At 48.9% G+C, this 18,691-nt stretch carries 25 protein-coding genes and 1 pseudogene; 13 read left to right on the forward strand and 13 right to left on the reverse strand.

The genetic code is table 11. The annotated features are described in order from the left end of the window. Window positions 1-198 precede the first annotated feature (198 nt). The 3 genes from ACZ5ZS_RS04515 (at window position 199) to ACZ5ZS_RS04525 (ending at window position 2,445) form a co-directional block, all read left to right on the forward strand. On the forward strand, window positions 199-672 hold the full coding sequence (locus ACZ5ZS_RS04515; protein WP_188597157.1) for a DUF2153 family protein: 474 nt from the start codon (window positions 199-201) through the stop codon (window positions 670-672). A gap of 486 nt (window positions 673-1,158) precedes the next feature. Continuing rightward, on the forward strand, window positions 1,159-1,992 hold the full coding sequence (locus ACZ5ZS_RS04520; protein ID WP_188597158.1) for a class I SAM-dependent methyltransferase: 834 nt from the start codon (window positions 1,159-1,161) through the stop codon (window positions 1,990-1,992). A gap of 57 nt (window positions 1,993-2,049) precedes the next feature. After that, window positions 2,050-2,445 carry a BlaI/MecI/CopY family transcriptional regulator gene (locus ACZ5ZS_RS04525; protein WP_188597159.1) on the forward strand — a complete coding sequence of 132 codons (396 nt, stop codon included), beginning with the start codon at window positions 2,050-2,052 and terminating at the stop codon, window positions 2,443-2,445. Between the two features lie 92 nt (window positions 2,446-2,537). Here the strand turns inward: ACZ5ZS_RS04525 and ACZ5ZS_RS04530 are convergent. After that, a pseudogene (locus ACZ5ZS_RS04530) lies at window positions 2,538-2,970 on the reverse strand (RNA-guided endonuclease InsQ/TnpB family protein); the annotation flags it as partial. Between the two features lie 127 nt (window positions 2,971-3,097). Between ACZ5ZS_RS04530 and ACZ5ZS_RS04535 the strand changes: the two are divergent. Further along, a complete protein-coding gene (locus ACZ5ZS_RS04535; RefSeq protein ID WP_188597160.1) occupies window positions 3,098-4,126 on the forward strand; it encodes a TIGR00269 family protein in 1,029 nt (342 codons plus the stop codon). Here ACZ5ZS_RS04535 and ACZ5ZS_RS04540 read toward each other — a convergent pair. Both ACZ5ZS_RS04540 and ACZ5ZS_RS04545 read right to left on the reverse strand, forming a co-directional pair. After that, window positions 4,121-4,771, reverse strand: coding sequence for a hypothetical protein (locus tag ACZ5ZS_RS04540; RefSeq protein ID WP_188597161.1), 651 nt, complete (start codon window positions 4,769-4,771; stop codon window positions 4,121-4,123). The two genes, ACZ5ZS_RS04535 and ACZ5ZS_RS04540, sit on opposite strands and share 6 nt — an antisense overlap. Window positions 4,772-4,888: 117 nt before the next feature. Further along, complete coding sequence (locus ACZ5ZS_RS04545) at window positions 4,889-5,929, reverse strand: hypothetical protein (protein WP_188597162.1); 1,041 nt, start codon at window positions 5,927-5,929, stop codon at window positions 4,889-4,891. Window positions 5,930-6,186: 257 nt separating this feature from the next. Between ACZ5ZS_RS04545 and ACZ5ZS_RS04550 the strand changes: the two genes are divergently transcribed. Together ACZ5ZS_RS04550 and ACZ5ZS_RS04555 are read left to right on the forward strand one after the other, a co-directional pair. Then, window positions 6,187-7,149: a homoserine dehydrogenase gene (locus ACZ5ZS_RS04550; protein WP_188597163.1), complete on the forward strand. Its 963-nt coding sequence runs from the start codon at window positions 6,187-6,189 to the stop codon at window positions 7,147-7,149. Between the two features lie 28 nt (window positions 7,150-7,177). After that, window positions 7,178-7,918 carry a class I SAM-dependent methyltransferase gene (locus tag ACZ5ZS_RS04555; protein WP_188597164.1) on the forward strand — a complete coding sequence of 247 codons (741 nt, stop codon included), beginning with the start codon at window positions 7,178-7,180 and terminating at the stop codon, window positions 7,916-7,918. A gap of 22 nt (window positions 7,919-7,940) precedes the next feature. Here the strand turns inward: ACZ5ZS_RS04555 and ACZ5ZS_RS04560 are convergent, their stop codons facing one another. After that, window positions 7,941-8,651: a carbon-nitrogen hydrolase family protein gene (locus ACZ5ZS_RS04560; protein ID WP_188597165.1), complete on the reverse strand. Its 711-nt coding sequence runs from the start codon at window positions 8,649-8,651 to the stop codon at window positions 7,941-7,943. A 95-nt stretch (window positions 8,652-8,746) separates the two neighbouring features. Here ACZ5ZS_RS04560 and ACZ5ZS_RS04565 point away from each other — a divergent pair, with 95 nt between their 5' ends. Further along, window positions 8,747-9,556 carry a hypothetical protein gene (locus ACZ5ZS_RS04565; RefSeq protein ID WP_188597166.1) on the forward strand — a complete coding sequence of 270 codons (810 nt, stop codon included), beginning with the start codon at window positions 8,747-8,749 and terminating at the stop codon, window positions 9,554-9,556. A 3-nt stretch (window positions 9,557-9,559) separates the two neighbouring features. Here the strand turns inward: ACZ5ZS_RS04565 and coaBC are convergent, their stop codons facing one another. Next, window positions 9,560-10,792 (reverse strand): bifunctional phosphopantothenoylcysteine decarboxylase/phosphopantothenate--cysteine ligase CoaBC, encoded by a 1,233-nt coding sequence (gene coaBC / locus ACZ5ZS_RS04570; RefSeq protein WP_188597167.1) that lies wholly within the window; start codon window positions 10,790-10,792, stop codon window positions 9,560-9,562. A gap of 111 nt (window positions 10,793-10,903) precedes the next feature. Here coaBC and ACZ5ZS_RS04575 point away from each other — a divergent pair, with 111 nt between their 5' ends. Further along, complete coding sequence (locus tag ACZ5ZS_RS04575; protein ID WP_188597168.1) at window positions 10,904-11,623, forward strand: phosphoribosyltransferase family protein; 720 nt, start codon at window positions 10,904-10,906, stop codon at window positions 11,621-11,623. On the opposite strand, the gene udg is transcribed toward ACZ5ZS_RS04575, so the two are convergent. Continuing rightward, window positions 11,589-12,215: a type-4 uracil-DNA glycosylase gene (gene udg, locus ACZ5ZS_RS04580; protein ID WP_188597169.1), complete on the reverse strand. Its 627-nt coding sequence runs from the start codon at window positions 12,213-12,215 to the stop codon at window positions 11,589-11,591. The genes ACZ5ZS_RS04575 and udg overlap by 35 nt on opposite strands. Window positions 12,216-12,264: 49 nt before the next feature. Here udg and ACZ5ZS_RS04585 point away from each other — a divergent pair, with 49 nt between their 5' ends. Then, entirely contained in the window at window positions 12,265-12,984 is a 720-nt protein-coding gene (locus ACZ5ZS_RS04585) for a GumC domain-containing protein (protein WP_188597170.1), read from the forward strand. A 155-nt stretch (window positions 12,985-13,139) separates the two neighbouring features. Here the strand turns inward: ACZ5ZS_RS04585 and ACZ5ZS_RS04590 are convergent, their stop codons facing one another. The 6 genes from ACZ5ZS_RS04590 to ACZ5ZS_RS04615 all read right to left on the reverse strand — a co-directional run bounded on the left by ACZ5ZS_RS04590 (window position 13,140) and on the right by ACZ5ZS_RS04615 (window position 15,965). Continuing rightward, window positions 13,140-13,361, reverse strand: coding sequence for a hypothetical protein (locus ACZ5ZS_RS04590; protein ID WP_075059905.1), 222 nt, complete (start codon window positions 13,359-13,361; stop codon window positions 13,140-13,142). Between the two features lie 6 nt (window positions 13,362-13,367). Beyond that, window positions 13,368-14,225 carry an ATP-grasp domain-containing protein gene (locus ACZ5ZS_RS04595; protein ID WP_229657768.1) on the reverse strand — a complete coding sequence of 286 codons (858 nt, stop codon included), beginning with the start codon at window positions 14,223-14,225 and terminating at the stop codon, window positions 13,368-13,370. A gap of 249 nt (window positions 14,226-14,474) precedes the next feature. Further along, window positions 14,475-15,077 carry a hypothetical protein gene (locus ACZ5ZS_RS04600; RefSeq protein WP_188597171.1) on the reverse strand — a complete coding sequence of 201 codons (603 nt, stop codon included), beginning with the start codon at window positions 15,075-15,077 and terminating at the stop codon, window positions 14,475-14,477. Continuing rightward, the gene (locus ACZ5ZS_RS04605; RefSeq protein ID WP_188597172.1) at window positions 15,032-15,232 is read right to left on the reverse strand and encodes a hypothetical protein; all 201 of its coding nucleotides are present in this window, start codon (window positions 15,230-15,232) and stop codon (window positions 15,032-15,034) included. Before ACZ5ZS_RS04605 ends, ACZ5ZS_RS04600 begins: the two co-directional genes overlap by 46 nt. A gap of 107 nt (window positions 15,233-15,339) precedes the next feature. Further along, entirely contained in the window at window positions 15,340-15,693 is a 354-nt protein-coding gene (locus tag ACZ5ZS_RS04610; protein WP_188597173.1) for a hypothetical protein, read from the reverse strand. 65 nt (window positions 15,694-15,758) lie between these two features. Next, window positions 15,759-15,965, reverse strand: a complete 207-nt coding sequence (locus tag ACZ5ZS_RS04615) for a 4Fe-4S dicluster domain-containing protein (RefSeq protein ID WP_188597174.1) — start codon at window positions 15,963-15,965, stop codon at window positions 15,759-15,761. 53 nt (window positions 15,966-16,018) lie between these two features. On the opposite strand from ACZ5ZS_RS04615, the gene ACZ5ZS_RS04620 reads away from it, so the two are divergent. Continuing rightward, the gene (locus ACZ5ZS_RS04620) at window positions 16,019-16,186 is read left to right on the forward strand and encodes a hypothetical protein (RefSeq protein ID WP_188597175.1); all 168 of its coding nucleotides are present in this window, start codon (window positions 16,019-16,021) and stop codon (window positions 16,184-16,186) included. Between the two features lie 85 nt (window positions 16,187-16,271). Further along, a complete protein-coding gene (locus ACZ5ZS_RS04625; protein ID WP_188597176.1) occupies window positions 16,272-17,294 on the forward strand; it encodes a hypothetical protein in 1,023 nt (340 codons plus the stop codon). 50 nt (window positions 17,295-17,344) lie between these two features. Here ACZ5ZS_RS04625 and ACZ5ZS_RS04630 read toward each other — a convergent pair whose 3' ends face one another. Continuing rightward, on the reverse strand, window positions 17,345-17,638 hold the full coding sequence (locus tag ACZ5ZS_RS04630; RefSeq protein ID WP_188597177.1) for a hypothetical protein: 294 nt from the start codon (window positions 17,636-17,638) through the stop codon (window positions 17,345-17,347). A gap of 79 nt (window positions 17,639-17,717) precedes the next feature. On the opposite strand from ACZ5ZS_RS04630, the gene ACZ5ZS_RS04635 reads away from it, so the two are divergent. Continuing rightward, entirely contained in the window at window positions 17,718-17,888 is a 171-nt protein-coding gene (locus ACZ5ZS_RS04635) for a hypothetical protein (protein WP_464858584.1), read from the forward strand. 85 nt (window positions 17,889-17,973) lie between these two features. Continuing rightward, the gene (locus ACZ5ZS_RS04640) at window positions 17,974-18,459 is read left to right on the forward strand and encodes an adenosine-specific kinase (protein WP_229657769.1); all 486 of its coding nucleotides are present in this window, start codon (window positions 17,974-17,976) and stop codon (window positions 18,457-18,459) included. Window positions 18,460-18,691 lie beyond the last annotated feature (232 nt).

Consider the following 18,691-nt stretch of genomic DNA (forward strand, 5'->3'; position numbering starts at 1 on the left):
CTTAGGATTAAATGAAGGGCTATTTACCTCTCCCCTCCCCCTTAACGCCGGAGACGGATAATTAAGTCCTGGTTCATTGGAAAGGCTTTAATAATTAAGGCATGGAACTCACCATCACTGTCGAGCCCGCATTTGGCTGGGTTCTTGGAATTAATATAAAGACAAAAGGTTTAATAAAGAGGGACTATACATCAAGCCATGGAGAGCGAGGAAACCGTGGAGGGACAAATAAAGAATCACATAAGGGGATTGATGAATAGGCTGGAGGGATGGGTCTATGGACAGAAGAAGCTATTGGATGACCTGGATAAATACGGCGAGTACGCGGCGTCCCAGGATAGATTCGCGCTGCTGCTCTCCGCCCAGGCAATGCTCTTCTACATAGAGAGAACGGTCAAGGATTTCGAATCATGGTTGAGCAACCCATTAATAACGTCCGTAATGACAACCGACATGCTGAAGGAGCTGGAGGAGAAGCTGAGGCAGATAGCAGTCTCATTCATAAAGGTAGACGTGGACCACACCGGGGAGTATATGGAGCTGTTGAAGAAGATGGATGTGGACAACGCGGTGCCGGAGCTGCTGCGGCTTTACTTTGAGCAGAAGGGAAACGCCCAAGGGGCTCCACAACAGCAACAAGCGGAGAGGCGGGAGATACCAAGATTCCTCTGATGAACCCCCACAACCTAGGGCACTGACTTTCAATCTTACCCAATAAACGGTAAGAGAAATGCCTGGCTACTTCTCACAATGTTAAAAGGCAATTAGGATTAGGGTTCTCATTCAGCCTCAATTAGGATGAATTCAAAGAATTAATGATTGTAAATAGGAATGTATGGCAGCATCTTCCATGTAAATTGAAGCCTAGAATTCTGGGGGATTACCACGGTCCGTCCTGTTGCTTAGAGAATTGCCGCTCATAATTGAGTGGATTTATTTTTTAAACATTCATTTACTCACATCCATGCTGCTTCTCCCCTGTAATGGGAAATAGGAGCCCCTCCTTCTCACTCGCTGAGCTGGACCGGGAATTCCTTGTCTAAAACCCCCAACTATTAAGGAAAAATATCCATCGATGTAGAGAGCCCTGTATTACTATCTCAAAAGATCGAATCCTTGGGTTCCGTTTATAAAGCCGTTGCTGGTAGCCTCAAGTGAATGAGGCTTAGGGATGCAGTGGATGTTCCAATGGAGCTCCGTGGGCTAGTTCCAAATAGCTTTGATGTGATAGGATCCAGGGAAGGGGCTGTGGTGGTCGTCGAAATACCAAGCGAGCTGGAGCAGTACAAATATGAAATAGCAAAAGCATTGATTAGGCTCAACAAGAACGTGAAGTCGGTGGTGAGGCGAGTTGGCGCTCGACGGGGAGCCTTTAGGCTGTACGAAACTGAGGTATTGATACCGGGACCCACGGAGGTTATGCACAGGGAATTGGGGTATAGGCTTTTAATAGACCCCACCAAGGTGTTCTTCTCTCCCAGGGATCAGAGCGATAGGTTGGATTTATCATTGATGGTTGGCCGAAATGAGTCTATAGCTTACCTTTTCGCCGGCGCAGGTCCTTATGCGTTTGCCATACTGAAGCGACAGCCCGACGTGTCTTCGATTCATGCTGTTGAATTGAATCCGGACGCAGTCATTTACCTGGAACGTAATGTGAAATTAAATAAGGTTCGAGGAAAGGTGATCCCAATAGAGGACGATGCGCGTCATTTTTGCAACGTCGTTAAGCAGGGATTCAATAGGGTAATAATGACGCTTCCATTAGGCGCGGGAGAGTATCTGATCGATGCTTTATCCTGTATTGCTAAGGGTGGCATAATACATTTCTACCATACAGGCCGCGAGGAGAATCCATGGAGTGAGGCGGAATCTATAGTTTTGAACAAATGTATAGAGGCTAATGTTAACTGCAATATAATCGGTAGAAGAATAGTCAGGGAATACGCTCCATATGTATATAAAATTCGAATGGATATCAAAATATCGTGATATCGTCTATTAACGAGAGAAAAGCATTTAAACTACAACTGGAGAAAAGCAACTCTAATGGTAAGTACAGAGAAAAGGAGGCTCTTGACAATAGGCCCCTTGGAAGCCGATATAATAGGAATACTGGGCAGGCTGAAGGAGGCCACAGCAAATGAAATCTGGAATGAATTAAACAAGGCCGGAAGGAAGACTGCCTACACCACCATATTAACAGTGCTGAGCAGGCTATATACGAGGGGGTTGGTGGCTAAACGGCAGAAGGCAATGAATAATGCAAAGCAATACGTATACAAATTAACCATAACCGATGAAATGAAATACGATCTAATACGGCAGCACATCTATATAATAGGAAGAATGTTTGGAAGCGAGGGCTTAAACATAATGGCTAAATTATTGCTGGATTACGGGCCTACCTATAATTACGATGATCTAGGGGATGAATACATGTGAGCTACCCCGCCCTAAAGGGCGGAGCTTCCTGCTTCCTAGCCCCACCTTGCCTATGGCTCAGCGCCACGGGTAGAGGGCGGAGCTTAGCAGGCAACGTCAATTGCGACTACTTTGCCCGTTTTCTCCACTTGAGGGAATTCGACGCCCTCAACCACAAAGGATATGTAGATCCTCTCGGCGAGCGTTAGCTTAACAATGACCCTCCTGACCTTGTCTAGTGGGAAGCCCCTATGGGCAATGACCTTGAATATGCCAAGGCTTGACAGCCTTAACGCTAGTTTCTTCTTGTTCTTCCCACTCTTAGTCCTAATCCACCTCGTTTCCTATCTTCCAACCGCTCTGTGGGTAGACAAGAGAGTGGTACTTATGGGGTTTCTTCCCTTTAGGGAACCGTGCTAGTCCGTTGAGGAACCTGTCCCTAGCCTCGTAGTAACGGTCTGCAATCTGTTGAGCCGTTTGTGAATAGAGTTGCCGGTACTCCTTGTCCTGCTTCCTCAAGTCGAGAGCCAGTTGTCTTAACTTTGATAAAGGGGGGACAAACCTCGCCCTTTAGGGCTGGGAGAGGTCAGCTAATAGCTGTGATTGCAATGTATGGACCTAACTTTGAGCAGCTAGATCAAAATTTAATTGGACTGCCGAGATTGCTTCTTGGATGGTGATCTGCAGCAAGTGTGGTAAGCGTGAAGCGGCGTTTCGCCGCGAGTCCAGCGGTGAATCCCTCTGCCTCAACTGCTTGTTCAGGGAAATGGAGGATACAGTGCTCAAAACGATTAGGCGATATCAATTGATAGCGAGCGGCGATAGGGTCGGCATAGCGGTGAGCGGAGGCAAGGATAGCCTCGTGCTAATGCACATGCTTGGCCTATTCAGGAGGCAGGGAAAAATACCTAGGGATACTTACTTGTTGGCGTTTAGCGTGAATGAGGGCCAACCATTCAGTTGCTTTTACAGGATGAGCCGAGTGGATATAGTTAAGAAGATTGCAGATGAGTATGGAATAGAATATAAGACATTTGCGTTTAAGGATATATACGGATACACAGCGGCCGATATATCGCAAGGATTATGGAGCAAGGGCAAGAACACCCATATGTGCACCATATGCGGAGTACTCCGTCGCAGGGCAATGAACATAATCGGAAAACAACACGGATTGACAAAAATAGCGACCGGCCATAACATAGATGATGAGGCGCAGACAGTCATGCTTAACGTGATGGGGAATGACTTGAAGAGGTTCGCGTGGTTCGGGGCCACGCCGGAGAACGAGGTGGACGAGGATAAATTCATTCCAAGGATAAAGCCCCTTAGATTATTGAGGGAGGAAGAGATAGCAATCTATGCCTACTATCATGGAATACCATTAATGGAGCTGGAGTGTCCCTATGTATACACCAATCCCCGCTATAAGTTGAAGTTCACATTGGCTAAGATGGAGCGCGATAATCCAAATATAAAGTACTCCCTAGTATCCTTCGGGGATAATCTCTCCAAGCTGGTGAGGAAAGGCGTTGAGCCGACCATTCATAAGTGTAAGTACTGCGGTTATCCCTCATCAAGGGAAGTGTGCAGGGTCTGCGAGCTATTTCAGGAAGCGGGGTTATTGGATTACTTGACTAAAATGGAGCGAGCGGACAAGCAGGAAGAACCGACCAGCAGCAATGCCTCAACCGCTTCATAACTTGCTTATCTCCAGCTCAACGCAGGCCTCGCTTTCCTTGCTTTTATAGACGCGATAAGGTATTTCCCCCAACAATCCCTCCAAGTAATTCATCGCTAGGTCCAACCCATCCTCATTGCATAACTTGGCCCTTACGGTGGAGCCCACCACAACCAAATCTATCCTGGCTAATCCCCTCAATTGAACCAGCCTCAGCATTTGAGGAGATATATCGGAAAGCCGTGATCTATCCAATCTACCCATCTCTTGAACTATCTTGAAAATGGGAGCGCCGATCGAGACGAGCATATCCATGTCTATCACTACCACGCGCCTACCCCAAAACGTTGGCAGCGACAAGCTCGGAATTAAGTGAGCATTACTTTCAAGGGGCTTCTCCACAACCCCTGATACGAACGAGAACTTCTTGAGGAGCTCCTCTAATTCCCCCATGCCCATATCGCTCCCGCTCATATCCGCTATTATATGGATCATCTTTTGATTTCTATTATATGAAATATTTATTATATTCACGCCGTGATCTGCATATGCATTACCAATTGCCGCCAAAATACCTGGCCTATCCTCGTTTATCTGAATTAAGAACTCAGCTAAACTACGCCCAGATGCATCATATACCAGCGAAAGCTCCCTGTTAAATATCATTGAATCCACGGCTAACGTGGCATTTTATAAACTTGTTGAGACGATACTAACTCCATTCGCTTTAATATGATGAGAAGAAAAAGGAGGGGCTTTTTTGGAAATAATTAAGGGATCGATTTAATGCTTATGTCCCTTCCCATTGCCTGAACCATGAGGCCCATGTGAATGAATCGAGTGCGATATCTTGCTTAAGCCACCGCTGCGGATTCCCTGGGGACCACTGCCCAACAATTGCTGCAGTTGCTGTATCAACTGGTATAGCTGAGTGTCGTTGTATCCATGATTTAGCAACACAATATACGACCTATACAATGCATTGTATATATGCTCTATTCTCTTGTAAGCTCCAAATGCATTGCCAGTTGTATTGTAGAATATTGAGGTGGAGTTTATGTACATAGATGATCTAAGCATGGCCCTGGCAGCGGCTGCTTGGAGCTTCTTGACCTCTATTATGGATGTCCTGATCGAGTTCAGCTGAGCACGTATAGTAATTAGCTCTGCCCTTATGCTGCTGGCGTTCAGGGATGATGAGTTGCCGGTGCTCAGGTACGAGGTTATATTGCTTAGCTCACCCATTATGCGCGTTAAGTTGCCGACCGCCTCGGTTGCGTTAAACGCAGTTGCCTCTCTTAGCAACACCGAGGCCTCCCGCTGCTCGGCCTCTGCCTGGGCCAGGAGACCCGTGGCTCTGTTGAGGTGCTTCTCATGAACCAACTGGACAAATGCCTTCTGCTCCAAGTGAATCGCCTCTATAGCGTCCTTCAATGCAGTAAAGCATTGGGACTCGTTTATCAACTCCTTGGCGGTTTCAGTCAAGTTCTCGGCCTGGCTGAGCAACATCAATGTCTCATTATTGTGGGTTGCGTTGGCAAGGGGATATACTCTATAATAGAACATTTGGCTGAGCTCCACGTGAACCAATGCCGCCACGCACGTCGAGTTCTGGGCTTGGGAGGTAGCATTTACTGTGCTGGATGAATTGGTCGGAGGCGGGGTTGTGGTGGTGTTAGTGGGGGGAGGAGCGGTGGTCGTATTGGTCACAGTGGTGGTTGTATTAGTAGTTGACGCGTGCAACGAGGCTGCTGCCGCCAACAGCATTACCATTAATGCGGCCGCCAACAGCGCGATTGTGTTCATGTTTGTTTTGATTCTCATGAACTGCATCTGTTCGCTGCCCCTTAATTAGAACTGCTCTCTCCACTGATTTTCAGTTTATGTGAAACAATAAGTGGAACTGATCGTGAATCCCAACTGGAACTCCCTTAGTTTCCCATAATCCCTTTTCGGCTATAAAAACTCCTAGTTACAAGGCGGCAAAAATTTTTTCACCGTTGGAGACACAAGCCTAACTAATTACAGCACACAGAGGTGCTGGGCATTAATTATAAAATCTTCTGGGGATTGGGAGTAGCATGAGAATATCGCTCATAGGCTTCGGAAACGTTGGGAGGGACTTCGCCAAGCTCCTCATCAGGAGGGGAGTCGATGATTGCGTGGTGGCGATAATGGCCTCCAAGGGAGGAGTGCTGAGGCGGGATTGCATGAAGGCCAGGGATTTAAGTAGATATATAGAAAATGGAATATATGGAGAGAGCATGGACATGGGGCTAGATGATATAATAGATGCTGGAATCGACGCGGCAATAATATCGATACCGCCCAGCTATGATACCGGAGAACCCAATCTCTCGATGTATAGAAAACTGCTCTCCAGCGGCGTAAGCGTGGTTACGTCTGACAAGACCGGGCTGGCGCTGGATTTCGCTGGGTTAATGGCAGCCGCAGTCAAGGGAGACGCAAACATAGAATATAGGGCGACCGTGATGGCGGGAACCCCGGCAATAGATTTGGTGAGGGGATTGTGGGGTAGGGAGGTAAACTCCATAAAGGCAACCCTTAACGCCACCACAAACTTCGTGTTGACCAAGATAGAGGAAGGCTTGTCGCGAAAGGACGCGGTGGAGCTGGCGATTAGGGAGAAGCTGGCCGAGCCTGACCCAAGGATAGACCTGGATGGGTGGGACGCCGGCGCTAAGCTCGTCATTTTGGCCAATCAACTGGGGCTGAACGCTACTCTAAGGGACGTAAAGCTATCCAGATTCGATGCAGATGATGAACGCATTAGGCAAGCAATTAAAGCAGGCAGGAGGGTTAAGCAGGTGGCAGTTGCAGATATGGACTCGAGGGAAATGGCAGTCACGTTAATGGAAGTGGACGCCAGCTCTCCTCTGGCATCGGTCAGCGGCAATTACAACGCAATAGAGATACGGATTGGGGGAGACACCGTAAGCTTGAGGGGGCCCGCCGGTCCCTCCGCCAGGACCGCGGAGGTCATGCTGGCCGACCTGCTTAGGCTGAAAAGGGCGATTCATTAATAAAGGAATAATAGATTAACATAATAATATGAGCGTGTTCCTGGGATCTAGCGAGAACCTAGATGAGACGGTGGCCGGGTTCGGGGTGGCCAAGTGGGCCTTCATTGAAGGTGGAAAGAGGATTAGATTGCCTGGGGGATATGATAATGTTGCGGCAATTCTTTCGCTTAGGCCAAGGATGATATATATGGGTAAATCAAGCCCGTGGTTCATAGCCGAGATGGTATTCAGAGGAATCGGGGTGCATATATCGAATGAAACCATCTCGAAACTCATCAGGGAGCGACCGCCGCCCATGACAGAGAGCGAAGTGCTCAAGCATCTATGCAATAAGTCGGGCAGGTTCAGCCCAGATTATTTAAGGCAATTGGTGAGGGGCTGGAGGGTATTAGACGCGGCGGCGGGCACGGGTAGGTACCTATTATCCCTGGATGGCTACTTGGTTGGCATGGACATCTCAATATATGCCTTAATGGGCCTCCTCAAGTGCGGCGAGGACGGAGGCAAGGACGTGGACATCGTTGCTGGCTCGTTTACAGCGCCGCCCCTCAGGTCCGGATTCGACGCTGTAATAATAATGCACGCGTTATACAGAGGCGAGCAGGAGCAAGTGCTTAGAAAATTGAAGGGGATAGGCAGGACAGTTATATGGGGCGAGCACAAGTCGCCGCCGGCGGCCATAGATGTTGAGAAGGCCATGACGGTGATATCTACGTTGGGGTGCTCCGTCGTCGATCATGATGAGGAATTCATAGCCGTGTGTCTATGAGGCTAGGATCAATGGACTTTCACTAAATGGAGATGACCCTAACTTGGTAGCTACGTAGTTCCTTGATTCTTTCTTTCCTGAAAGTAGAGAGAGAATCACCGTGTTCATAGTAAAGAATGCCCGGCTCGCCTCCCAATACTCGCTCCATTGCCATTATTATTCCCTGCTCCTCTCTAAGCTCCACGGCCCGAGATCCCCCCATGAATATTGGAGGATCCAGCGCATTCGCATTTACTAGGGGCACCCTGTTCTCCAAGGACCTGGCCACTATATAGATGCGCCACATATCGATACCCCTATGGAGTATCCTGGACGGGACTAGAAATAGGGACGCCCCACTAACCGTAAGCGCACGGGCTATTTCCGGGAAGTCAGCGTCATAACAGATCATGATGCCCATCTTGACTCCCCGAAACTCCACCAGAAGCGGGCCGGGCCCGGGCCTAGCCCTGGATAGCTCAGCCTTAGTTAGGTGGGACTTGATGGCCCATGCCCTCACCTCACCGCCTTTAATTATGGGCGCCCTCACCTCACCGCTCATCTCGAACGCGCCTGGAATAATTAATCCGTTGAACGTTGAGCTCATATCGATGGCTGCATCTATCGCAGCGGTCCCCCGTTGAATCCACTTCTCGGGAAGCATGACCACGTCGGAGGAGTCATTAATGGCCGTCTCCATCAACTTCATCGCCATAGCTAGGTCGGGCAACGGCTGGACCGCCGCTATTTTCATCGCTCTACGCCTCCATAATGCTTAATAAACTTACCCTCAAGTCGCTAAGCTGTTGACGTAAAGTTTATTTTGCCTATATGCATGGCCATCCTTGGATGCTGCTCATAACTTACTTGCCTTTTTATAGAATACATGAGCTGCTGCTTTATTTCCTCCTAAACCTGGACCTGCTGAAGGCGGAAAGAGGAATTGCATACATCGATAATGTATTTTCTCCCGCGCAAATCGATATATTAAGGAGAGTAATTGAGGGAACGCCGATAGAGCTGCGGTTCGGTAACTGGAGAGATAGGAGCCTCACCTTCATGCAAATAATCCGAGACGCCAAGGCGGAGGGCTGGGATTCATTGGTGGTGGACAGCGATAACGTATTGGATGAATCAATAACTCAAATCGATTCCGAGTTGGTGAGTAAATACATGCATTACACCATCTTGGATAGGGAGACATGGGAGCGACGGGAGGATAGACAGAGATTCCTCTCCCGCAGCGTGAAGCTCCAAGATGAACCGCAAGTGTATGGGTATAGGATAGCCGGCAAGTGGCGCGGGGTGTTTTTCATTGGACCCAAGCAAGGCGTTAGGCTGAGCAAGCCCCTATTGGAGTCAATAAACACAAACATGCTGGACAGGCTGAGCGACGCCTTGAAATCAATCGATTCCGGAATCAGGAGATTCCTAAGCGATGAGACTACGCTGGGCATGCTGTATTACTATAGCGGAATAAGGATTACCCCCTACATAGTGGCCAGCAGCCACAAGCATCACGGCTCGGATCCCAGCTATCACCCACTGATAGTGGCCATGGCCCACGCAGAGCTGGGCAGGAGGCTGTTGGATGTGGGTGCCAGAATGAAGTGGTACTACGCACGGTATAGGTTAACCGCCATTGCACATGCCCTTTAAGGCCTAAAATAATGACGAGCGAAGCCTAATCGCCTCCGTCAATACCAACCGTGATAACTCGCGCTTGCTCATGGGCCCCACCTCCCTTATTTCCCCCGATCCATAGATCATCAAGTAGGAATCCAGCAGGGAACCGAAGCCCAGGCTTCCTCCCACATCATGTGCGAGAGCCATATCCCAATTCCCCTCCCTCATCCTCTTCATGGCTCTCTCCACGAGTTCTTTCCTATCGATTCCCACCTCCGCCTTAAATCCTATCAAAAACGAGCGGGGGGAGACGCGCTTCACGTCCCGGGCTATCTTCGGCGCTTGCCTCATCTCTACCAAGACCCGCTCCATGGAGCTATCCAATTTTCCCCGCTCCCTGTTAGCAACATAGAAATCAAGCGGAGCTGCCGTCAGTATCACGAAATCATAGCTAGCAGTCCTAAGCTCATTCATGACTGCCTCATACATATCCAAGACACTCATCACGGTCTTAACCGCTACGTTGGGCGGGTACCTCATTCCAACAGGGCCACTGATCACAGTAACCGACGCGCCCCGAGCCGCGGCTTCCCTGCTCATGTAGTACCCAGTCAAGCCGCTGCTGGGCGTGGTTACGTATTTCGTGGCATCTATGTACTCCCTAGTTGGCCCGCTCGTGACAAGCACTCTCATTCCAATCATGTCCCTTGGCGACAATGAATCTATGACTGACTCCACCACCTCGTCTATGGGCGGGAGCTTCGCCTTTCCCTCCTCTATTATGGGCTCCACCACCCTAGCTCCCAGCTTGGAGAGGGTCTCCAGATTGCGCTTAACCAATGGATTGCGCCACATGGATTCATTCATTGCTGGAACCACCACTAAGGGAACCCCAGCGCCTATGGCCACCATCGAGCATAGGGATATCGGCGTATCCGCTATTCCGTTGGATATCTTGCCGATGGTATTGGCGGTGGCCGGCGATATTAAAACCACGTCGCTTCTACCGCATATGTTAACGTGCTCCGCATAGCCGCTGAGCCCCACCACCGGTTTGTTTCCCGTAGCCCACTCCATTACCTTAGGTCCGAGTAACTTAACGGCTTCTCGACTCATGAAGGGCAAAACATCAGCTCCATGCCGTATCAGCAACCTAGCTATGTCGGGGGATCTATAGATGGATATTCCCCCGCTCATGGCTAGAACCAACCTCTTCCCCCTCAATGCGCTGCTAAGGGATCCCCTTATCGCATCTACGCTTTCCGACACGCCTTGCTTGGGCAGCGGCGGAGTTAAATCGCTTGTGCCCCGTATACGTATTTGGAGGTCCACGCGTAAGGCGATAAATTAATTAAGGCCATTGTTTAAACGACTCTTTAAATGGCTAGGATAGAGAAGCTAAGCGTGGAGCTGGAGGCGGTGGAGTTGATAAACATAATCAGGGGGCTCTTTGACTACTCCTTCAGGCAACTATCGGATACCCTGGGCATACCCGAGAGCGTGCTTTGCAGGTATGCCAACGGCGATATACTGCCGTCGGCCGAGACGGCCTCAAACATAGTTAGGAAGCTGGAGGCGGAGCTGGAATTGCCCAGGCTAATGCCCATGTTGATAAAGAACAAGGGAGACTACATAGACCTAAGCAACGTCATATTCAATCCATACGTGCTGAAACTATATGAACGAAGGGTGAGCAAGTTGTTCGGCCAATCCGATATAACCAGCGTGGTAACAGTGGCCACGGATGGAATACCGCTGGCGGTGGTGGCCGCCAGCGCGTTGAGGGCTAGACTAACCATAGCCAAGCAATACAAGGATGCAGGCTTCGAGGAGTTCTATGAATCATCATATATAGTGGATTCCCCGCCTAGAAGAACCAGCATTTACTTGCCCAAGGACTTGCTTGGGAGAAAGGATAAAGTGCTTATAGTTGATGATATAATGAGGAGCGGAAGAACAATTGACGCTCTGCTAAACATAATACGCCAGGCAGGAGCATCAATAGGAGGCTTCTCGATACTTGTGGCTAGGAGGAATGGAGTGCTGGATTTCATTAAGGAAAAAATCAATGCCCCGATCGATGTTCTTCATCTTCAATGAAATCCAAAATGGATGACCTCCTCCTAGACATGAAGCTGGCGGCGATCCTCAAGTCCCCAACTATTGCTGCTCTGAGCCGTGGGTTATAGATTGCGGCGGCCGGATGATACGTGGGCAACACCGTTAATTCAACGTCTCCTACCTTAATGGAACGAAGGCGACCCCTGACCTCGGAAATGCCATTGATCCTCACGCCTGCCATGGAGAGCAGAGCAGCTGAACTGTGCTTCCCCATTGTGATCGCCAATCGAGGCCTTATTAGAACTATCTGCCTTATCAAGTAGGGCAGGCAGGCCTCCTCTTCATCCGGAAGCGGTTCCCTATTATTGGGTGGACGGCATTTAACAATGTTTGTTATGTATATTCTATCCCTGCTAAGGCCGGCCTCGCCCAGCATATCGTTCAACAATTTCCCAGCGGCTCCAACGAATGGCCGACCAGTCATGTCCTCCTGAGCTCCAGGCGCCTCCCCTATTAGCATTAACTCCGCATTCAATGGCCCCTCTCCCAACACCGCATGCCTCCGCCCCTCGTGTAGTCTGCACTTGGTGCAGTTGGAAACGGCCGATCTCAGTTCCTCCCACTCATCCATGCCGTATTTTAACCGCTTGAAATTTAAATATAGATTATCGATTTCCACCATGTTTTTCGGCTGGTTCAAGAAATTTAGCCAGGCCAGTAATAGCAGTGAATATATTACCCCAGCCAGCTACAAGGAAAGGAAGCTGTATGTTGGAGATGAGTATCGCGGCATTATAAGGAACGTTAGATATAAGAAGAAGACAGGAAAGGTGGTTGGCTTCATAATCATAAACAAGGAGGGGGTTGAGGAGAACATAGATGTTAACGGCAAGTTAATCATAAGGGGCGACTCCGTTGTGCTGAGTGCGGCGAATACCGTGAACGGGGGCGACTACGAGGCAGCCAAAGAGGCGCCAGGCAAGGCCAGCATTGAGGCCGTGATGAATCAGCTGGATCATTATGTTAAAGAGATAAGCGAGTACGATGAGAAGATAATCAAGGCCATAGAAGTGATAATAAGTGATCCTAACAATCATGAGAAGGAGACTACTGTATATAGATACATAAATGAGTTCCAGAGAAAGAAAGAGGAGGCAGTGGTTAAATGCAAGGAGGCCCTCTCTTTATTAACGGACGAAATAGATAGGCTGACTAAGGAATTGAATAGCAAGGAAACCGAGGCAAGGGACCTGGAATTGAAGCAACAGATAGGCTACGGCTTAAGCAATGATTACAGACAACGGCTTAATGAATTGACGAGCTCCATTCGGAATCTAAAGGAGAAATTGACGAAACTCTACTTAAAACAGAAAGAATACGAAAGCAAGTGCAGGGATTAATTCCCTAAATAAATTAGGTTAGCATAGCAACTCTGTGAACCTGCACTATTCTCCAATAATAGACACCATATACTCTGACCTCTTCCCCGCCTTGAGGGGGGTTCCCGGGGTCTTGGGGGTTACGCCTCTTTACTAGTACTGTGAACTAAGAGGAATTAATCCATCTCTATCGACTTGAACTTAAGGTTGGCCAACTCGTTCTTATCTATGAATCTTTCCGTGAATGGATCGAAGACTCCCAGAATGTCGTGCTCCGTATTTGCCTTGCATTTATTACAGTAGATGAATAGGTGACCGTTCAATTTAGAGAGGTCGAACGCCACATTGAACTCCATCTCAGTGCCGCATCTAGTGCACCTTATCATCCACTTAGTCAACGCGACTCACCTCGATAATCGTTTCAGCATCACCTTGATTAAATCCTCTGCTGGGTTTTTATTAGTTACAGCGGTTAATTCCTGCCAATCCGGGCTGCCGTTCACCTCGAACACGATATAACCGGACTTGCTCTCGCCGACGTCCACCCCACCGTAGGTTAGCCCGAGAACCTCAACGGCCTTGATGGATATCTCCGCCAGCTCTGGATCCACGGACTTGCAAGCCATGCCTGTCGCGCCTTGAGCTATGTTGGTTTTCCAGTTTCCATTCGTGGATAGCCTATACATACAGCCAAACACCTGGCCATCTATCACCATCACCCTTATATCCCTATTCGGCTTATCTATGTATTCCTGTAGGTAAAGGGGACGACGAAATGTCAATAGCGTCTTCATTACTTGAAACGCAACATCGGCGTCAGTCACCCTAACAGATCCAAACCCGCGGGATCCCTGTATTGGCTTGAGCACGGCGTCTCCCCACTGCTTCATGGTTGCGTAGGCATTGAGTAAATCCTCCGTGACCAGAGTTTTAGGTACATTCACTCCTCCCTTGCTCAGCATCAGGAGCGTCTCCATTTTATTTCGAGTCCTCAGCAATCCATCAACGGAATTTATTATCTCCACCCCCATCTCTTGCATGGATCTAAGAAGCGACGTCCTGTAGAAGAACTGCTCAACATCTATGAAGAGCCCAAGGCTCCTCAGGAACACGCCATCCAGGTTGACCTGCTTGCCCCGTATTGATATGGATAAGCCATCATTGCTTATCGCAACCGCGAATCTAGAGAGGGGAATGTATTTGGCCTCTAAGCCTCCCCACCGCGAGAATCGCACTAAATCCCTGCTGGGCAAGTCGGGCACGGGGGAATCACCAACCACGGCTATACTATACGCTATGCCAAGTCACCTAATCAAGTCTTAAAAAATATATTTTTCTGCTTTTCCCCCATACACCACTTTCTGGAACTACTCCACGCCAAAGAACTAGACCTTTTAGCGCATTAATGGAAATACATTAGCTCAGCTCAAGATTAATAATACCATCATTATCCGTATAAGGTGGGAGGCGATGCCTCTAAGCATCAAGCGGGGTCCTATTGATGACCCTCCTCATTGAGGCGGGGGCCTGGGGGAACCGCCCGGCCTGCGATGTGGCCGGAACATGTCCTCTACCCGCCCCAAGCTGATTAGACCCATATATATCACTACTATGCCGAGCAGGAGCAGCACCAATAATGATACGACCAAGACGGGAACCGCGGCGGACCCAGTGGTGAGACCGTTGGTCCAGAACTGGAGAAACGGGCTTATCCTGGCGAAGTACGTGGCTAGGAATACCATGGCGATTGCATTAACGATTATGTATATCCTTATTAATCTCCTGGCGTCCTTGAACTCGCGGCGGAGTGTGCTGAGCCTCGCCATATATGATACCATGGATGCCGCCAATGCCATGAGAACCAATATTATTGTTGATGCGGCCGAGAAATAATCAATTAGGGGGAGACCCCTAACTAGCCCCGCCGACGGCGATTTCGCATTTATAGTTATGGATGATATGGAGACGACTAATGCTATTATTGTGATTATGTTAAGGAGAAAGCCATACATTATTATGCGGGCGGTCCTCTCTATGTGTACATTAACATCCCTGCCCTTGAACATGGCTATCCCCTCAACATATATACGTATTGCCGTATCTTCAAGCCGCATCGCCCACACTTAATGCTTCGCTCAGCCACGTAGTAGCTCGCGCTGTTCCTGGCGGTCTCACTTTCAACCCTCATCCTATCACCACAGCTAGGGCAAATCATTAACCTAGGATTTCCACGCATCAATTCCTCAATCACCTTAGGCCTCGATTCCATGGGGAATGCCGACTTATCTCAATTAAAAAACTTAACCCACACCTAGAAACCACTAACTGAGGGAAACACTATTGAAGTTAAATGAAGTAAAAGAAATACAGCGGAGTTCACGTGACTATTATGTTATCGTTATTCATCACGAAATCCGTGAACGTGGATACGCCATCTATCAGTGGATCCAGGCTAGACTCGCTTAATCCAAGCACCTCCATCATCCCCGTGCAGATGCGTATCCTCAACTTGCCAATATCCTTCACTTGCCTTAATATATCCATGTAATCCATGCCGTGGGATTTCATGGCCTCTACCACATTGCTCGCGCGGCCCGTAGCGAACGCGCTTACTGCGCGGCCCGTTATGAATACGTCGACGTCATCCCCCCTGAGGACCAGCGAGGCCACCAGCGACGATGCAACGTATAGGTCTTGGTAATCATCGCTCTTTATTATCACTCCGACCATGCTTAAGGGTAATAAATAATGGTTATTAATCATTAAAACCGAGAGCATTTTATGCCATCATGTGGTTAAGGAAATCGGCTCGAGGTGGGGCTCACGTATATTGCATTGGTTGGGCAATTGTTCTGGCACGAAAAGCAAGCATGGCATGCATTTCCATTAATGACCCTGGCCACTCCCCTCAGCTCTCCCGCTAGGACGGCCTTAGGACATACGCTCCAACAGATCCCGCACCCAATGCATTTCTCATCTATTACCTTAATTGAGGCAAGCATTTATCCTCCCAACAAGACTAAGCTTATATACTATTCGTATGGATTTAATGTAAATGAGGAGCTACGCGCGTCGCTGGACCGTGATTTGCTTTTACTGCTTGAGGGAGGTGTCGTACAAGGATGCCACAATAGTAGAGCATGAGTTCCCCCCGCTTGGAACCAAGTTCAGAGTATATGCTTGCAACGACTGCGCGGCGAAAAAGGCAGCTGCCGGGCATTGACTCATGGCGACATTCCCGGCTAAATTTCATGCACCAACGCGATTGCTAACCAATATTTTTAACCAGCTAAGGCCATCTCCAGAACGTGCTCGGGAAATCCAAGCAGGAGCTGCCTCCGATGGATTACCACCACCATTTCAGGTTTCAAATACGGGTATCCCAAGCAATGCTGTGGATTGGATTGGCGCTGGCGATCATTGGCCCAGCTATGTCGCCATTCTTCTACGCAGTTCACGGCAGCACCATGCTAGCTGCACTGACTTTGTTCTACATGGGCATAATGTATAGCCAGCATCCCGGCTTCACTAATTTCATGCCATCAAAGCAAGCATCAATCTTGATCGCATCCCTATTGATGTTGTGGGGAGCATTGTTAATGGCAAGTAATTGGACTTGGAGACCGTTAACCGTGCTTTGGGCGTCCATTTATGCCATTATGTTTGCCAAACAAGGACTTGGGGGGAAACCCCTCTATTTCCCCAACTGGTTCACCCTGGCAGGACTGCTCAGCGATGTGGGGGCAGCGGTTCTTGGGTTTCAGTGGGGATTGATTGGCTTTCCCATAGCATCGGCGATGGGGCTGGTCAGGAGGGTTAGTAACAGAATGAAACCGACCCCCCTGGATGCGCTCCTGCTTCCTCTATATCCGATAGTTGCATCTCTTTTGTGGCTTGAAGCGGATAGGGCAGCATTCATAGCCATTATAATCGCATTGATGGGGCTACCCATTGTGAACGCCAACGAGGGACTGGCCGTCGCGCTGCCCATGGGGTTGATCGTGGGATTAACTGTGGGACTGCCCTCGGCCATCGCTACGATATTGATGGGGCTGCCCAGCATATATTACTTCCACGCAATGGCGATAGGTTTCTTGGCGCCCATAATGCTATCCCTATGCGTTCCAATGCTTGCACCAGGCATATTATGGATATGGCCAAAGGGTTACTCCAGCTGGATACCGGCTGCCGTGGGGGCCGCTGCCGTGCTGAGGATCCTATCCTACTACTACGGCGAGGATGCGTTGATCGGCGCGCTCCTCTTGCTCTACATCGCGGTAATTGGAGCCGCCCAACACTATATAAGAGGGCGAAGAGTGAAGGTCCTTTGATTAAGTCACGCCCAGAAATCCAGGGTAGTCAATGAATGCCTACCTGCTTATTAGCCGCGCCCCCTATATGTGCTTGGAGCCGTTGATTGAGCGATCATCAATCTTATTTCCTTGCCGTGAGGAGCATATATCCACCGCTCTCCAGCGCCTATCAAGGCAGTTAAGCCATTAAGGAGGCCCATCAAGGCGTCGAACTTCATGGGCTTATCCAAGTATATTCCGATCAAGACCATGGACTGCCCCTTAACCCCCTCCACCTCCCTTACCTTAACGTATCTGACTTCGATCAATCCATTCTTCTTTACATAATCTTTAACAAACGACTTAATTGAATTGAGGTCCATCGCTCGATACATCCATGGCCCGGTTAAAAATGTTGCCGAGCAATAAACTCCTCTCAAGCAGATAATTGGGAGGGTCATCATGATGGGTAGAGCCATGCCTCGGCTCTTCAGGGGGAATAAACCCCTTCAACTGCAAAATTCCAGGCAAAGCAGCGATATAGGCATGCCTCAATCATATTTGGAAAGAACACATCACGACGCTGAACAAAGCAACAAGTTAATGCCCTCCTTTAAATTCAAGTGGGATTAGGAGGTAGATTAATGAATTTCCCTATAATGCTTGGTCCAAGATGAACCAAGCTCACATTTTTAAATTTCCGAGCAATTACGTTATTATGAAATTGGAGGCCGTGGATGTAGAGTATCCCAAGGACTCCAACGTGATAGTGGGCCAAGCCCACTTCATTAAAACCGTTGAGGATTTATATGAGGCTATAGTGGGCTCAGTTCCAGGAGTGAAATTCGGCTTGGCGTTCTGCGAGGCGAGCGGAAAGAGATTGATACGCCATGAGGGAAACGATGAAGAGCTGCGGAATGCTGCTATACAGCTTTGCAAGAAAATAGCGGCAGGGCATGTCTTCTCCATTTTCATAAGAAACGCCTATCCCATAAACGTTCTCAACGCCATAAAGAACGTGCAGGAGGTGGTGACCATATTCGCCGCTACGGCGAATCCATTAACCATAATAGTGGCCGAGCAATCCCCCGAAAGAAGGGGAGTGGTTGGAGTAATAGACGGGGCAGCACCGCTTGGAGTGGAGGGCAGCGACGATGAGTCAGAAAGAAAGGAATTACTCAGACGCTTCGGCTATAAAAGATAATGCCCCACAATCTAGTTGCTTCATTACATTGCCTACGCGACTCTACGCCGGTGTCGCCCTTTGCCTTAGTGGCAGCATTGAGGAGGCAAGGCAATGATTCGATATCGCAAAACATCAATACAACCATGAAAACCCAATCCACGTGAACGTTGGGTAACCCAAACCTAAGGGCATTATGATTGTGTGACCATAGCTTAAATTGCCACCGCGGCAATTAAGAACTGATGTCTTC

Source organism: Thermocladium modestius, assembly GCF_055398215.1.

Coding starts and splice junctions, on each gene's coding strand:
- ACZ5ZS_RS04525 (WP_188597159.1), top strand. CDS start 2,050: ATGGTAAGTACAGAGAAAAGGAGGCTCTTGACAATAGGCCCCTTGGAA.
- ACZ5ZS_RS04550 (WP_188597163.1), top strand. CDS start 6,187: ATGAGAATATCGCTCATAGGCTTCGGAAACGTTGGGAGGGACTTCGCC.
- ACZ5ZS_RS04585 (WP_188597170.1), top strand. CDS start 12,265: ATGTTTTTCGGCTGGTTCAAGAAATTTAGCCAGGCCAGTAATAGCAGT.
- ACZ5ZS_RS04520 (WP_188597158.1), top strand. CDS start 1,159: ATGAGGCTTAGGGATGCAGTGGATGTTCCAATGGAGCTCCGTGGGCTA.
- ACZ5ZS_RS04565 (WP_188597166.1), top strand. CDS start 8,747: ATGCTGCTCATAACTTACTTGCCTTTTTATAGAATACATGAGCTGCTG.
- ACZ5ZS_RS04600 (WP_188597171.1), bottom strand. CDS start 15,077: ATGCGGCTTGAAGATACGGCAATACGTATATATGTTGAGGGGATAGCC.
- ACZ5ZS_RS04635 (WP_464858584.1), top strand. CDS start 17,718: ATGATGGGTAGAGCCATGCCTCGGCTCTTCAGGGGGAATAAACCCCTT.
- ACZ5ZS_RS04605 (WP_188597172.1), bottom strand. CDS start 15,232: ATGGAATCGAGGCCTAAGGTGATTGAGGAATTGATGCGTGGAAATCCT.
- ACZ5ZS_RS04540 (WP_188597161.1), bottom strand. CDS start 4,771: ATGATATTTAACAGGGAGCTTTCGCTGGTATATGATGCATCTGGGCGT.
- udg (WP_188597169.1), bottom strand. CDS start 12,215: ATGGATGAGTGGGAGGAACTGAGATCGGCCGTTTCCAACTGCACCAAG.
- ACZ5ZS_RS04615 (WP_188597174.1), bottom strand. CDS start 15,965: ATGCTTGCCTCAATTAAGGTAATAGATGAGAAATGCATTGGGTGCGGG.
- ACZ5ZS_RS04535 (WP_188597160.1), top strand. CDS start 3,098: ATGGTGATCTGCAGCAAGTGTGGTAAGCGTGAAGCGGCGTTTCGCCGC.
- ACZ5ZS_RS04610 (WP_188597173.1), bottom strand. CDS start 15,693: ATGGTCGGAGTGATAATAAAGAGCGATGATTACCAAGACCTATACGTT.
- ACZ5ZS_RS04575 (WP_188597168.1), top strand. CDS start 10,904: ATGGCTAGGATAGAGAAGCTAAGCGTGGAGCTGGAGGCGGTGGAGTTG.
- ACZ5ZS_RS04515 (WP_188597157.1), top strand. CDS start 199: ATGGAGAGCGAGGAAACCGTGGAGGGACAAATAAAGAATCACATAAGG.
- ACZ5ZS_RS04560 (WP_188597165.1), bottom strand. CDS start 8,651: ATGAAAATAGCGGCGGTCCAGCCGTTGCCCGACCTAGCTATGGCGATG.
- ACZ5ZS_RS04640 (WP_229657769.1), top strand. CDS start 17,974: ATGAAATTGGAGGCCGTGGATGTAGAGTATCCCAAGGACTCCAACGTG.
- ACZ5ZS_RS04620 (WP_188597175.1), top strand. CDS start 16,019: ATGAGGAGCTACGCGCGTCGCTGGACCGTGATTTGCTTTTACTGCTTG.
- ACZ5ZS_RS04555 (WP_188597164.1), top strand. CDS start 7,178: ATGAGCGTGTTCCTGGGATCTAGCGAGAACCTAGATGAGACGGTGGCC.
- ACZ5ZS_RS04545 (WP_188597162.1), bottom strand. CDS start 5,929: ATGAGAATCAAAACAAACATGAACACAATCGCGCTGTTGGCGGCCGCA.
- ACZ5ZS_RS04630 (WP_188597177.1), bottom strand. CDS start 17,638: ATGGACCTCAATTCAATTAAGTCGTTTGTTAAAGATTATGTAAAGAAG.